16 protein-coding genes, 7 tRNA genes and 1 riboswitch are annotated in these 12,892 nt (G+C 42.8%); of the genes, 11 read left to right on the forward strand and 12 right to left on the reverse strand.

Translation table 11 applies throughout. The annotated features are described in order from the left end of the window. Positions 1 to 32 precede the first annotated feature (32 nt). The 8 genes from ACFSX4_RS08235 (at position 33) to ACFSX4_RS08270 (ending at position 2,197) form a co-directional block, all read left to right on the forward strand. Positions 33 to 105, forward strand: a tRNA-Thr gene (locus ACFSX4_RS08235). 32 nt (positions 106 to 137) lie between these two features. Further along, positions 138 to 212 (forward strand) — tRNA-Gly (locus tag ACFSX4_RS08240). A gap of 49 nt (positions 213 to 261) precedes the next feature. Next, positions 262 to 335, forward strand: a tRNA-Arg gene (locus tag ACFSX4_RS08245). Between the two features lie 18 nt (positions 336 to 353). Further along, positions 354 to 427 (forward strand) — tRNA-Pro (locus ACFSX4_RS08250). 7 nt (positions 428 to 434) lie between these two features. Continuing rightward, a tRNA-Leu gene (locus tag ACFSX4_RS08255) sits at positions 435 to 518 on the forward strand. 12 nt (positions 519 to 530) lie between these two features. Further along, positions 531 to 606: transfer RNA gene (locus ACFSX4_RS08260), tRNA-Ala, on the forward strand. A gap of 22 nt (positions 607 to 628) precedes the next feature. Next, positions 629 to 702, forward strand: a tRNA-Ile gene (locus ACFSX4_RS08265). Between the two features lie 184 nt (positions 703 to 886). Beyond that, positions 887 to 2,197: a CitMHS family transporter gene (locus ACFSX4_RS08270; RefSeq protein ID WP_377773498.1), complete on the forward strand. Its 1,311-nt coding sequence runs from the start codon at positions 887 to 889 to the stop codon at positions 2,195 to 2,197. Between the two features lie 21 nt (positions 2,198 to 2,218). Here the strand turns inward: ACFSX4_RS08270 and pdxR are convergent, their stop codons facing one another. Further along, a complete protein-coding gene (gene pdxR / locus ACFSX4_RS08275) occupies positions 2,219 to 3,553 on the reverse strand; it encodes a MocR-like pyridoxine biosynthesis transcription factor PdxR (RefSeq protein ID WP_377773500.1) in 1,335 nt (444 codons plus the stop codon). Between the two features lie 95 nt (positions 3,554 to 3,648). On the opposite strand from pdxR, the gene pdxS reads away from it, so the two are divergent. Both pdxS and pdxT read left to right on the forward strand, forming a co-directional pair. After that, positions 3,649 to 4,533 (forward strand): pyridoxal 5'-phosphate synthase lyase subunit PdxS, encoded by an 885-nt coding sequence (pdxS, locus tag ACFSX4_RS08280; protein ID WP_377773502.1) that lies wholly within the window; start codon positions 3,649 to 3,651, stop codon positions 4,531 to 4,533. Next, positions 4,533 to 5,099, forward strand: coding sequence for a pyridoxal 5'-phosphate synthase glutaminase subunit PdxT (gene pdxT / locus ACFSX4_RS08285; protein WP_377773504.1), 567 nt, complete (start codon positions 4,533 to 4,535; stop codon positions 5,097 to 5,099). The genes pdxS and pdxT overlap by 1 nt, the downstream gene beginning before the upstream one ends. 36 nt (positions 5,100 to 5,135) lie before the next feature. Here pdxT and ACFSX4_RS08290 read toward each other — a convergent pair whose 3' ends face one another. From ACFSX4_RS08290 to ACFSX4_RS08325, 8 genes are all read right to left on the reverse strand, one after another. Beyond that, a complete protein-coding gene (locus ACFSX4_RS08290; protein WP_377773506.1) occupies positions 5,136 to 5,762 on the reverse strand; it encodes a lysophospholipid acyltransferase family protein in 627 nt (208 codons plus the stop codon). A gap of 12 nt (positions 5,763 to 5,774) precedes the next feature. Continuing rightward, complete coding sequence (locus ACFSX4_RS08295) at positions 5,775 to 6,713, reverse strand: phosphatidate cytidylyltransferase (protein ID WP_377773508.1); 939 nt, start codon at positions 6,711 to 6,713, stop codon at positions 5,775 to 5,777. Further along, on the reverse strand, positions 6,710 to 7,315 hold the full coding sequence (locus tag ACFSX4_RS08300; protein WP_377773510.1) for a CDP-alcohol phosphatidyltransferase family protein: 606 nt from the start codon (positions 7,313 to 7,315) through the stop codon (positions 6,710 to 6,712). The genes ACFSX4_RS08295 and ACFSX4_RS08300 overlap by 4 nt, the downstream gene beginning before the upstream one ends. 131 nt (positions 7,316 to 7,446) lie before the next feature. Beyond that, positions 7,447 to 7,665: a hypothetical protein gene (locus ACFSX4_RS08305; protein ID WP_377773512.1), complete on the reverse strand. Its 219-nt coding sequence runs from the start codon at positions 7,663 to 7,665 to the stop codon at positions 7,447 to 7,449. An 86-nt stretch (positions 7,666 to 7,751) separates the two neighbouring features. Then, a complete protein-coding gene (locus ACFSX4_RS08310) occupies positions 7,752 to 8,564 on the reverse strand; it encodes a hypothetical protein (protein WP_377773514.1) in 813 nt (270 codons plus the stop codon). Positions 8,565 to 8,633: 69 nt separating this feature from the next. Next, on the reverse strand, positions 8,634 to 8,948 hold the full coding sequence (locus ACFSX4_RS08315) for a DMT family transporter (RefSeq protein ID WP_377773516.1): 315 nt from the start codon (positions 8,946 to 8,948) through the stop codon (positions 8,634 to 8,636). 1 nt (position 8,949) lies between these two features. Continuing rightward, on the reverse strand, positions 8,950 to 9,282 hold the full coding sequence (locus tag ACFSX4_RS08320) for a DMT family transporter (protein WP_377773518.1): 333 nt from the start codon (positions 9,280 to 9,282) through the stop codon (positions 8,950 to 8,952). A 40-nt stretch (positions 9,283 to 9,322) separates the two neighbouring features. Continuing rightward, positions 9,323 to 9,416: riboswitch (guanidine-I (ykkC/yxkD leader) on the reverse strand. Positions 9,417 to 9,473: 57 nt separating this feature from the next. Then, positions 9,474 to 10,394 carry an alpha/beta hydrolase gene (locus ACFSX4_RS08325; RefSeq protein ID WP_377773520.1) on the reverse strand — a complete coding sequence of 307 codons (921 nt, stop codon included), beginning with the start codon at positions 10,392 to 10,394 and terminating at the stop codon, positions 9,474 to 9,476. 119 nt (positions 10,395 to 10,513) lie between these two features. Here ACFSX4_RS08325 and ACFSX4_RS08330 point away from each other — a divergent pair, with 119 nt between their 5' ends. Beyond that, complete coding sequence (locus ACFSX4_RS08330) at positions 10,514 to 10,720, forward strand: hypothetical protein (RefSeq protein WP_377773522.1); 207 nt, start codon at positions 10,514 to 10,516, stop codon at positions 10,718 to 10,720. Positions 10,721 to 10,808: 88 nt separating this feature from the next. Here the strand turns inward: ACFSX4_RS08330 and hisIE are convergent, their stop codons facing one another. The 3 genes from hisIE to hisA are packed head-to-tail and all read right to left on the reverse strand — an operon-like array spanning position 10,809 to position 12,891. Then, complete coding sequence (gene hisIE, locus ACFSX4_RS08335) at positions 10,809 to 11,432, reverse strand: bifunctional phosphoribosyl-AMP cyclohydrolase/phosphoribosyl-ATP diphosphatase HisIE (RefSeq protein WP_377773524.1); 624 nt, start codon at positions 11,430 to 11,432, stop codon at positions 10,809 to 10,811. After that, entirely contained in the window at positions 11,432 to 12,193 is a 762-nt protein-coding gene (hisF, locus tag ACFSX4_RS08340) for an imidazole glycerol phosphate synthase subunit HisF (protein WP_377773526.1), read from the reverse strand. Before hisF ends, hisIE begins: the two co-directional genes overlap by 1 nt. Next, a complete protein-coding gene (gene hisA / locus ACFSX4_RS08345) occupies positions 12,190 to 12,891 on the reverse strand; it encodes a 1-(5-phosphoribosyl)-5-[(5-phosphoribosylamino)methylideneamino]imidazole-4-carboxamide isomerase (RefSeq protein ID WP_377773528.1) in 702 nt (233 codons plus the stop codon). Before hisA ends, hisF begins: the two co-directional genes overlap by 4 nt. Position 12,892 lies beyond the last annotated feature (1 nt).

Consider the following 12,892-nt stretch of genomic DNA (forward strand, 5'->3'; position numbering starts at 1 on the left):
GGCGGTTCGAACCCGTCATTCTCCACCATTTAGCCGGCCTAGCTCAATTGGTAGAGCAACTGACTTGTAATCAGTAGGTTGGGGGTTCAAGTCCTCTGGCCGGCATCATTTGATTATAATCATGATACTTTAATCTTGCGGAAGTAGTTCAGTGGTAGAACATCACCTTGCCAAGGTGGGGGTCGCGGGTTCGAATCCCGTCTTCCGCTCCATTTTATTTAACGGTTATACCGTTTTTATTTTTTTGCAAAATATCATAATGCGCCCGTAGCTCAATTGGATAGAGCGTTTGACTACGGATCAAGAGGTTAGGGGTTCGACTCCTCTCGGGCGCGTGTTTTTTGGTTCATTGACGGGAAGTAGCTCAGCTTGGTAGAGCACTTGGTTTGGGACCAAGGGGTCGCAGGTTCGAATCCTGTCTTCCCGATATTTATGCGGGTGTGGCGGAATTGGCAGACGCGCTAGAATCAGGATCTAGTGTCTTAATCGACGTGGGGGTTCGAGTCCCTTCACCCGCACTTAATTTTAATGGGGGCTTAGCTCAGCTGGGAGAGCGCCTGCTTTGCACGCAGGAGGTCAGCGGTTCGATCCCGCTAGTCTCCACCATTAATAATTTAATACATATAAAGGGCCTATAGCTCAGCTGGTTAGAGCGCACGCCTGATAAGCGTGAGGTCGGTGGTTCGAGTCCACTTAGGCCCACTAAAAAGCATAGAAATATCTGTGCTTTTTTTCTTTGCGTTTTACAGAATTATTATAGGAAATCAGGGACTATCATTTAAAGATGTAATAATTCACTTATTGTTGAAACCGTTAACAATTCACATTGACCTGACCGTTTAGTTTTGTCAGAATGATGAGTAAGACTAAAACATAGGGGGTTAATATGTTAAGTATTACTGGCTTATTAATTATATTGATTATTGTTGCATTATTAATTACACAAAGAGTACATCCGATTATTGCTTTAACGACCATTCCTTTTATCGGTGCGTTAATCGCAGGATTCGGCTTAACAGAAATTACTGAGTTCTTCAACGACGGTATTGCTTCAGTACTATCTGTTGTGATTATGTTTATTTTCGCAATACTGTTTTTCGGTATTCTTCAGGATTCCGGGATGTTTAATCCGTTAATAAAAAGAATGATTAAAATTTCCCGGGGAAATATCATTGTTGTCGCAATGGTTACGGTGATTATCGGTGCACTTGCACATCTGGACGGTGCCGGCGCATCTACATTTCTGATTACGATTCCTGCACTGCTTCCGTTATATAAAAAATTAAACATGAGCCCGTATCTTTTAGTACTGTTAATTGGTATGAGTGCGAGTATTATTAATATGGTGCCGTGGGCCGGGCCGCTCGGACGTACAGCAGCTGTACTTGGTGAGGATGCGGCTGATTTGTGGGGACCGCTTATCCCGCTGCAGCTGATTTCGATTGTACTGTTAGTCGGCTTTGCAAGTTTTCTCGGCTGGCTTGAAAAAAGACGTATTGAACGTAATGGTTTACTTATAAATCCGGACGATCCGACACTGTTTGATGGTGTTGGAGAGCTCAGTGAAGATGAAAGAAATCTTGAGCGTCCGAAACTGCTCTGGTTTAATTTACTTACAGTCGCGGTAGTGATTGTTTTCTTAGTGACGAGTCTTCTGCCTGCAGGATTAATATTCATGCTTGCGCTTTGTATTTCAATGATCGTGAATTATCCCGATGTTGAAATCCAAAAAGACCGTCTCGCAAAGCATGCCCCGAACGCGTTAATGATGGGCTCCATCATACTTGCTGCCGGAACTTTTCTCGGTATACTTGACAACAGCGGTATGCTCGAATCACTGGCGACGGATATTGTGACAGTGCTGCCGGCGTTTATCGTCCCTTATCTGCACTATGTCATTGGGATACTTGGTGTTCCTTTTGAACTGATACTTAATACAGATGCATATTATTTTGCACTTCTGCCGGTTGTGGACGGTATTGTCAGTCCTCTCGGGGTGGAGAGCATTGAAATTGCATACTCACTAATGATTGGTAACATCATCGGTACATTTGTCAGTCCGTTTGCACCGGCTTTATGGCTTGCGGTCGGTCTTGCGGGTATTGAAATGGGGAAATACATTAAGTATGCATTTTTCTGGATCTGGGGATTCAGTTTAATCGTTATGCTGGTTGCTTTCCTTCTTGGAATTATATAAAAAACCTCCTTCGGGAGGTTTTTATTGTATGGCATCCTTTAAAAACATATTGAGTATTTTCATGATTTCACCGGCGGACTGTTCACCGATGCCGACAATAATGCTGTCTTTAAATTTATCCTGTACCGCATAATGATTCATACATAACAGACGGTGTTTTTCTGCATATTTTGAAACATCAATTCCCGGTACTTTCAAAATAAAGTGCATCCCTGTATGGGCACCCTGAACAGCAGCTCCAGGGTAATTTGACTCAATATAATCGGTAATACGTTCCATTTTCTCTCCGTATATTTTCCTCACCCTGTTGATGTGTCTTTCAAGATAGCCGCCGTTAATAAAATCAGCAGTAATGTGCTGTATATGTCTGGATACATTACACGACAGACCGTGACGGTAATATTCTTCTGCTGTTTCTTTCGGAAGCACCATCACTGCGAGCCTTAATGACGGGTAAATTGATTTTGAAAATGTGTTCATATAAATGGTTCTGTCATTCTGGTCCAGCCCCTGAAGGGAGGGGAGCGGTTTTCCTGTATATCTGAATTCACTGTCATAGTCATCCTCAATAATATATGAACCACAGGCAGCAGCGTGGTTCAACAGCTGGATTCTTTTATTTAAAGAAAGTACAGAGCCGCCCGGGAACTGGTGCGAGGGTGTGACATGTGTAACAGTGTTGTTTAAGGCCTGTACATCTTTGATATTAATGCCGTCAGTTTCCACTTCAGCAATATCAAAAGGCATATTGAGCCGGTTGAGCACACCTTTAAGCATTGGGTAGCCGGGATCTTCAATCGTAATGCTTGGACGCTTCAGTAAATAAAGTACCTGATTCAGTAAATATTCTGTAGAGGGTCCGATGAAAATCTGGTCACGTGAGCAGGCAGCCCCGCGGTTGATGTGCAGATAATCCATCACTGCATCTTTAAGTTCAGTTTCCCCGCTCGGCGCGCCCTGATTTAACAGGGTATGATTGTTAAATACGTTTTTTGAAATCTGCTTGATTACATCATTCTGAACGATGGACGTATCGACAGAAGCGAGAGGCAGCTGATAGACAACCGGTTCAGGTTTGTTGATTTCAGGAGATGTTTTGTGTTCTGTGCGGAGTGTATCAAGTTCTGAAACATAACAGCCGCTTTTCTCCCTGCTGTAAATTAAGTCCTCATCCATCAAAAGGCGGTAGGCTGTTTCAATTGTAGTCATGCTGACCGCAAGATCAGTCTTCAGCTGACGTTTCCCCGGCAGTTTTTCATGACTTTTGAGGCTGCCTGAGAGTATATTTTCTTTAATCTGCTTATAAATCTGCGCATACAATGGTTCATTTTTCTGCTTTTCCAAATGAAGGAACACCATCTGACCCCCTAAATTATTTTTAAACTGATACTTCTAACGTATCAGTTTTTATTTTACACTATATCATATTAAATAGAGAAAGAGGGATGACAGTGTCAAAAGTGGGAACAGAGAGAGTTAAACGTGGTATGGCGGAAATGCAGAAAGGCGGCGTAATCATGGATGTCGTCAATGCTGAGCAGGCAAAAGTAGCGGAGGCGGCAGGAGCGGTTGCAGTGATGGCGCTTGAGAGAGTACCGTCTGATATCCGTGCAGCAGGCGGTGTCGCACGGGCATGTGACCCTGAAATTGTTGAACAAGTGATGAATGCCGTATCGATTCCTGTGATGGCAAAGTGCCGTATCGGTCATATTACAGAGGCGCGTGTATTGGAATCAATGGGTGTGGATTACATAGATGAGTCAGAAGTGTTAACCCCGGCGGATGAGGAATTTCATTTACTGAAAGATGAATACACGGTACCGTTTGTCTGCGGCTGCAGAGATCTTGGTGAAGCAGCGAGACGGATTGGTGAAGGAACAGCGATGCTCCGCACAAAAGGTGAACCCGGGACTGGTAATATTGTCGAAGCAGTACGCCATATGAGAAAAGTCAATCAGCAGGTCAGACAGCTTTCAGTAATGAGCGATGATGAAGTGATGACGATGGCGAAAGAGTTAGGTGCGCCTTATGAAGTATTGAAAGAGATAAGGGCAGCCGGGAAGCTTCCTGTTGTTAATTTTGCAGCAGGCGGTGTGGCGACACCTCAGGATGCGGCATTGATGATGGAACTTGGTGCAGACGGTGTATTTGTCGGCTCAGGAGTATTCAAGTCGGAAAACCCTGAGAAATTTGCCCGTGCGATTGTTGAAGCAACCACACATTATCAGGATTATGAACGTATTGGAAAACTGGCGAAGGAATTAGGTGCCGCAATGACCGGTCTTGATATCAGACAGCTGTCACTCGAAGAGAGAATGCAGGAGCGCGGCTGGTAATGAAAATCGGTGTTCTGGCTTTACAGGGTGCGGTAAGAGAACATATTCAGATGATTGAGGCGTGTGGTGAAACTGGTATTCCAATCAAAAAGACAGAAGAACTGGAGAATATTGATGCCTTAATACTGCCGGGCGGGGAATCAACCGCAATCCGCAGGCTGATGGACTGTTACGGCTTTACAGAGGCGCTTAAAGAGAGCAATCTGCCGATGTTCGGAACATGTGCGGGGCTGATTTTACTTGGACAGGCACATTTAGGCAAACTGGATATTACTGTTGAGAGGAACTCATTCGGCAGACAAATCGACAGTTTTGAAAGAGAGCTTGAAGTGAAAGGGATCGACACAACAGCAACCGCTGTATTTATCCGTGCACCGCATATTGAAAGTTCAGGAGAGAGTGTGGAGGTTCTTTCAACAGCAGATGAAAAGATTGTTGCTGTGAAAGATGACAGGCATCTCGGAATTTCATTCCATCCGGAACTGACAGATTCCAAAGTATTTCATCAATATTTTATCGATATGGTTAAGCAGCTGTCATTTGAAGCGGCAGAAGTTTCAGAGTAACAGAGAAGCCAGCCCGGCATTGCCGGACTGGCTTTTCTACCATTCTCTGAACCCGCCTTCTTTCTGAAGGGCGTCCATTCTGCTGTTTAAAGTATCCATAAATGTTTTTCGGTCTGATGTGAATTTAAACGGTGCACCGATGAAAATATCGACAAAGAAAGGAACAAAGATAAATGAGCCTTTCGGAAGTGCTTTGCCGAGTCCGTGCAGAAACACGGGAATCACATCGATATCCGGACGTTCACGCATGAGGTAGTATACACCGCTTTTATATTTACTGAGCTGTTCTGCTTCACCGCGGGATCCTTCCGGAAAGAGAATAATGATGCCGTCTTCATCCAGTGACTGGAGTATTGGCTGAAACATACCTTGAAAATCTTTAGTCATTCTGCGTTCAATCGGAATGATATTCATCACCTTTGTTGAGAAGAAGGCGAGAAATTTATTTTTCATGAAATAATCACCGGCAGCGACCGGACGGACTTTTGAAAAACTTTTCCCGTGGAATAAAGACATCAGCACTAAAGTATCGAGATGGCTGTTATGGTTTGCGATAATGACACACGGGCCTTTTTCAGGAAGCCGTTCACGGTGTCTGATATTCAGGCCGAGTACGAATAATACGGCAGGGCGGACAAGTATTGAAAACAACAGGTTTCTCATTATTTTCACCCCTTAAAAGTAAAAATATCTTGTGAAATGGAAAAACAGCGGTGCGGTGTAAGTCAATGAGTCGACACGGTCTAAAATACCGCCGTGCCCCGGTATAATTGCAGAAGTATCTTTAATATTTAAGTCACGTTTTAAAGCTGAAATATTTACATCACCGATAAAGCCGGTAATACCGATATAAAGTCCGGCGATAATACTGGCAGTTAAACTAAACGGCGTGATCAATGGTGCGAGCAGTACGGCAAGGAGAGTTGTGGTAAGCACCCCGCCGATAAAGCCTTCCCATGTTTTATTGGGTGAAACTTTCGGAATGATTTTATGTCTGCCGAGCATTTTCCCCCATATAAACTGTGCAACATCGTTCGCCTGAGTCAGGACAACGAGGAATAGTACAAGTCCCGCTCCGATTACGCTGTTCTCCTGTCCCGGCAGTACGAGGAGGAATGCAAGGTGGGAGAGGCCGAATACCATCAGCATGACGCCCCACTGCACTGAGGCGATGGAATGGAGGAAATTCTTTGTTTCGCCGACGATAATCGCCTGTATCGGTATTAATAAAAACATGTAGACGGGTATGAACACAATAAAGAGACCGTACCAGCCGGAATAGATTAAAAGAAACTGAATCGGAATAGCCATATATGCCCAAAATAATACGAGGCGGTGGGACCGGTTAAACGGAATCAGTGAAAAATATTCTTTTAATGCAAGGAAGCAGAGTAATGCCATGAAAATAAGTGAAATCGTTGAATGAATCACGAGTGCAATGGTGAAAATGATAAACATCATCCACCAGGAGCGGATACGCAGCCCGACTTCATCAACAGTCGGTGAAGGTTTCGTCCGCTTTAACACAGCAGTGATCACAGAAGAAATCACGAGCACCGCAATAATACCAATCAGAACATACAAAACTTCGTCGGTAATCAAGTTAATATTCATTCAGCACCCTCCAGTCCATGTTTGATACGCTTGTAAATATTAATAATGATAAGTAATGAGCTGATTAAAAAAACAATCCATAAATAGTCATGTATCGGAATATTAAAAGCAAGAAGTACACTGACTGCCCCGATGATAAAAGCGCGGTCACTTTTTCCCATAGGTCCGTCATAACGTCTTTCACCACTTACTGTTTCGCCGATTACACCCGCCATCTCACTCACAATGGACAGGATCACAAATAAAACAACGGTCATTTCAAACTGACTTAAAACCAGGATGAAAGGGATAAATAATGCGGCATCGCTCACAACATCGGTCAGTTCATTTAAATACTTGCCGAGGTTTGATTTTAAGTTGTATTCCTTCGCAAGCACCCCGTCAATGGCGTTCATCGCCATGCGGACGAACATAAATACAGGAATCATAATGTAAATCCATATGGACGTATAGTTATAATAAAATACGATACCGAGAGCTATAGATAAAAAACATGCGGCAAGGGTCACCTGGTTTGGTGTGATGTTTAATGTATGTAAGAAGCGGACAACAGGCATCAGCAGCTTTTGAAATTTAGGCTTCAGTTCATAAATACTGACCATTTAAACGCCTCCTGTTTTTATTTTACTATACACAAGTTGGATTATTCCGACAAATAAAATTTCAGGGTTTTCACTTAAATACAATAAGGAATAATAAAAACGCCTGAAACAATAGTTTCAGACGTCCGGTGTTATTGCGCACTACGAAAAATGAAGCGGCGCAGATGTTTTGTAATGAACAGTGCTGCCGCGAGCATAACGAAAACATTTAAAAGGTGCAGAATCATCGCAAGATTAATATCGTTTACAAACTGTGTCAGTACGTAAAGAGATATGCTGTAGATGACAGAAAATATAATAAGAAAAATGATAAAAGTTGTAATCAGGTTATTTAACCGGTTCTTTTCCATAAATACCGTCCTCACTCAATCGTCGTTACATTCAGTATACCGGTGTGACTGTTATATTGATGTGAGTTTTATCACTAAATCAGAATTTAAGCATCCGAACCTGATGCCTGACTGCGTTTCCCGCGTATCAGCTGCAGTATAATGACTACAGGCAGCAGGATAAACATACCGTATGTCAGCATGAAATGCGTGAATGACGGCCAGACACCGAACTGGCTCAAGACCCATGAGAAACTGTACAAGCCGGTAACAACAAACAAAATTTTATTATAAATATCTCCGGCAGTGACAATGAAGAGCAGGCTCAACAGAGTCAATAGACTGAAGGCTGATGTTGTCAGCATGTTCAAAGCGGAAGTGTCCATGTGAATGATACTGAAAGCATCAAAAACAGGATGGAATGAAAATAAGATGATTCCTTGTGACAATGTAAATAAAACAGCGAAGGCTGCTGTACTGATTTTCTGCCCGGTGCTTTTTTTCACGCCCTGATCTTTGATACCGAGGTTCAAAAGAGGGATCATGATGAAACTGAGAACGGGCGGAATAATGAGCAGTGCAGATACTGTAAAGCTGCCCATAATCATTACAGAGAGCATAAAGAAAAACGCCAGGTAGATATTCATCAGGGCGACTGATTTCCAGTAGTTCACCCCGTTTTTACGGACGCTGTTTTTAACTTTGAATGCATGTTTAACGGGATCACTGCCGAATAATGCCTGAAACGTCTTCCCCCTTGACCGGTGGAGCTGCCGTATCATGTCATACAGAATACTCCACTTTTCTGTCTCATCAGGAAAATGGGTATCAAGGTCTTTTTCAAGCTGTTTAAAATGAGACTGATCTGTCTCTGAAAGTTTATCAAACGTTTGATTGTATGCGTGTTGGTATTGATTCATAAGTCACCTGCGTTGAATAGTATGATTCCAGTGTACTGTAATCATCCCGCTCTGTGAAGCACCACCCGGTTACCCGAGTATTTTCAGGCCGACCGCACAGGCGATAATCATGGCAATAAAGAATATCCGTCCGATATTTTTAGGTTCCTTATAAAATATCATACCGAGCAGGGCACCGCCGGCAGCACCGATTCCAGTCCATATAGCGTATGCGGTACTCATATCTATTTCGCGCATTGCAACAGACAGGCAGACAAAGCTTATTGCAAAAAATAAAACAATACCTGCAAGCGAAGTTTTCGTCCTTTTATGAGTGAAAACGTTAATCGCATTGACTGCAAGCATTTCGAAGATACCTGCAAATATTAAAATAATCCAGGCCATTTTATTCCGCTCCTTTCGGTTCACCGGACCGGGTGACAAGTTTTAAGCCGATGACACTGATTAACAGTACGGCGATTAGAATACCTTTTCCAATAGTGAACTCTGCATCAAACAAGATAAAGTCAGACAGTGCAACGCCTGTTGCCCCGAGTCCGACAAAGACGGCATAAGATGTGCCGACCGGCAGATACATTGATGCATTTATCAGCAGATAAAAGCTGACATAAATGGCTGTTAACGTCAGAAGCCACTGCCACCACTCGGATGAGTGGGTGATGCCGATGACCCACATGACTTCAAATACTGCGGCAATAATAATTTTAATCCAATTCATAATGTCCTCCTTAAATGATAAAAAGCCCGGGAGATTTTAAATCTCCCAGGCTTTTATCCTTCCGTGTCACGGCAGATGCCGCGGGTTTTCTCTCGGACCAGACCACAATGTGCGGAACCCTAGAAAACACTGTAACTATATTTGTTATTATTCAAATCCTAACACATTTTTTTAAAAGTATAAAGGATTGATTATATACTGTTGAAATAACGCTGCAGTGCCTGAATTCTTTTATTCTTATGCTGAATGGTAATTTCACTGTTCTCTACAACATCGAAATTATGAACAGTACCTTTGGTTTCATTCAGTTCGACATCAATACCGGACCGTTCAAGAACTTTAGCGTAGGCGGTGCCTTCATCTCTCAGACAGTCAAATTCCGCTGTTTCTATATACGATGCAGGAAGATTATCATGATTTGACATATCAAGCGGTGAAGCGAATTGTGTATCTGTACAGTCCTTTAAATAGTATTTCCACATTTTTTGATTCAGCCGGCTGTTCCACATCGGTGTATCTGTAAAAGTCCGCATTGAAGGGGTGGTCATTTTCATGCTGGTCACAGGCTGAATCAGCATTTGAAAACCGATGTTAAATGCGTTTCTCTCACGGGCGAGCAGTGTCACACCAGCAGCGAGAGCACCACCGGTATCATCTCCGCCGACTGCGATTTTATTTTTGTCGATACCGAGTGCTTCTGCGTGCGTATGCACCCACTGTACAGCGGCGTAACAGTCTTCAAGAGCTGTCGGATAAGTATGGTCCGGCAGCAGACGGTAATCAACAGAAATCACTTTGCACGGTGTTTTGACAGCATAGTCGATATACAGATTAATTTGATAAGGTGCTTCTTTATAGGCGAAACTGCCGCCGTGAAAATAAACAAGTGCCTTGTCGGGGTTGCTGAGTTTCGGTGTGTATATTTTCAGGTTAATCTCTGCATTTTCATATCCATGGATTGAGACCGGGGTGACATTTAAATTATCCGGGATTTCAATTTTGGACAGGTATTTTTCCGAGCGCTTATTTGACATGGAAAACAGCATCGGCAGAAATAATGGTTTTTTATTTTCAAGCGGTTTAAAATCGCTGTTGATTGGATATTTCGACATAGTGAAACTACTCCTTAAAAAGTCATAATATATTATTAAACTATTTTCATGACAAATACAACTGAAAGCTATTTTCATGTTATGTATAATTAGATTTATAAAAGTCGGGGAGTGATAATATGGAAGTAGTTTCATTGATAATGTATATCCTTTTATGTATCAGTACAGCCCTGTTTTTAGTGTCCGGAATTCTTGCGATACTGCAGTTTGGCGGTATGTTAAAAATAAAACGTATCCGGTTTGTGAAATTCTTGATTACTTTTGCAGTAATGACGATAGTCCTTATGGCAGTATTTGTGATTATGATTCGAACCGGCGGTTTTTAAGACGGGACCATACGAAAAAAGAATAAGCCACCAAAATCAAACACTAAACATAAAAAGGAGAGGCACAATGTCCTCTCCTGATTCGTAACTACCATGTCTGAATGTCATTCCGTCTGCTGATTTTTTGTTTTTTTCCATGGCGTGACTGTAGTTTTTCTTCAACGTCTTTAAGAGCCACACCTTCATGGTTTAACATTACCAGCAGGTGATACAGTAAATCACTTGTCTCACTGATGAGTTCGTCTTTGTCTTTATTTTTTGCGGCAATGACGACTTCGGTCATCTCTTCTCCGCATTTTTTCAATATTTTATCGCTGCCTTCTTCAATCAGGTATTTCGTATAGGAGCCGTCTTTCGGCTCTGCAATCTTTTCCTGAATGGTCTTTTCAAGAACCTGCAGGTTGAAATCATCATCACCGAAGCAGCTTTGTGTACCCAGATGGCATGTCGGTCCCTCGGGGTTCACTTCGATTAAAAGTGCGTCCTGATCACAGTCCAGTCTCATGGATATGACGTTCTGCACGTGCCCGCTTGACTCTCCTTTTTTCCAAAGGCGTCCTTTAGAACGGGCATAAAACCATACAACGCCGTCTGCGAGTGTTTTTTGGTAAGCCTCCTGATTCATATAGCCGTTCATTAACACCTGATTAGTGTGTGTATCCTGTAAAATGACGGACAGGAGGCCGTCCAGTTTATCAAAATTTGGTTCCATTACAGTCTCACCTCAATATCTGCGTCTCTTAATGTCTGTTTTAATGAAACAATCGGCACTTCCTGGTTATGGAATATAGAAGCGGCAAGTCCGCTGGATACGTCGGTTTCATTAAACAGTTCGACAAAATGTTCACTGTTTCCTGCGCCGCCTGAAGCAATAATCGGAATATTAACAAGTGTTTTTGCTTTCTTCAAGAATGGAATATCAAATCCTTCTTTAACACCGTCATGGTCCATACTTGTAATCAAAAGTTCACCGGCGCCGAGCTGTTCACACTCTTTAATCCAGTCAAAGGCTTTGATATCCGTCGCTTTTTTGCCGCCGTGTGTATGAATGAAGTACTCATCTAGCGCTTCGCTGTATTTTATGTCGACCGCAACAGTGATACACTGGCTGCCGAACCGGCTGCTTGCGTCACTGATGAGTGACGGGCGATTTATGGCTGCTGAATTTATGCTGATTTTATCAGCACCGGCATCAAGCAGCCGTTTAATATCTGCCAGTGTCCGGATTCCGCCGCCGATTGTGAGCGGGATGTATAATTCCTTGGCAGTACGTTCGATCACATCGATCATTAAGTCATGGCCTTCTTCAGTTTTTGAAATATCGAGGAATACAAGCTCATCGGCGCCTTCAATATTATATCTTTTGGCAAGCGCCACAGGATCTCCGACATCTCTCAGACCGACAAAGTTAATCCCTTTAACCACACGGCCTTCTTTAACATCGAGGCAGGGAATAATTCTTTTTTTAATCATTTAATTCCCTCCCAGAATTCATCATTATGACTCGCTTTACCGACAATAGATTCTTCAATGCCGAGCGATACGAGCTGATCTAAGTCTTCTTTACTGCGGACACCGCCTGAAGCGATGACTTTATGAGGTGTGCTGTTGTTGATATCTGCAGTCGATTCAAAGTTCGGCCCTTCGACCATACCGTCTTTATTGATATCTGTATAAATAATTCCCGCAAGGTCCAGGTCTTTAATATCTGCGAGATAGTTTTGAATCGTAATGCCGCTGTTTTCAGTCCAGCCGTTAATGTAGATATCATCTTCTCTCGCATCAATACCGACAAAAATCCGGCCGGGATAGAGTACCGTCATTTCAGTCAGCCATTTGATATCTGTAATGGCTTTTGTTCCGAGAATAAAATAATCGATTCCTGCATCATAGTACTGTTTTATTGTTTCTGCACTGCGCAGACCTCCGCCGATCTGGAGGGGGAGGTCAGTGTATGATTTCAAACGCGTGATTAAACTGCTTTCCAGAGATTCTTGTTTAAGGGCGCCCATTAAATCCACGATATGGATCCGTGCCACTGAATCAAACGCGGAATAAAACTGCACCGCTTCTTCCGGAGAGCGTTTCATCGCTGTTTTTTTATTATAATCGCCTTGAGTCAGTCTGACATTCTGACCATCTATTAAGTCAATCGCAGGAATGATTTTCATC

The organism is Corticicoccus populi (genome assembly GCF_042686195.1).
In the GTDB taxonomy this organism is placed as follows: domain Bacteria; phylum Bacillota; class Bacilli; order Staphylococcales; family Salinicoccaceae; genus Corticicoccus; species Corticicoccus populi.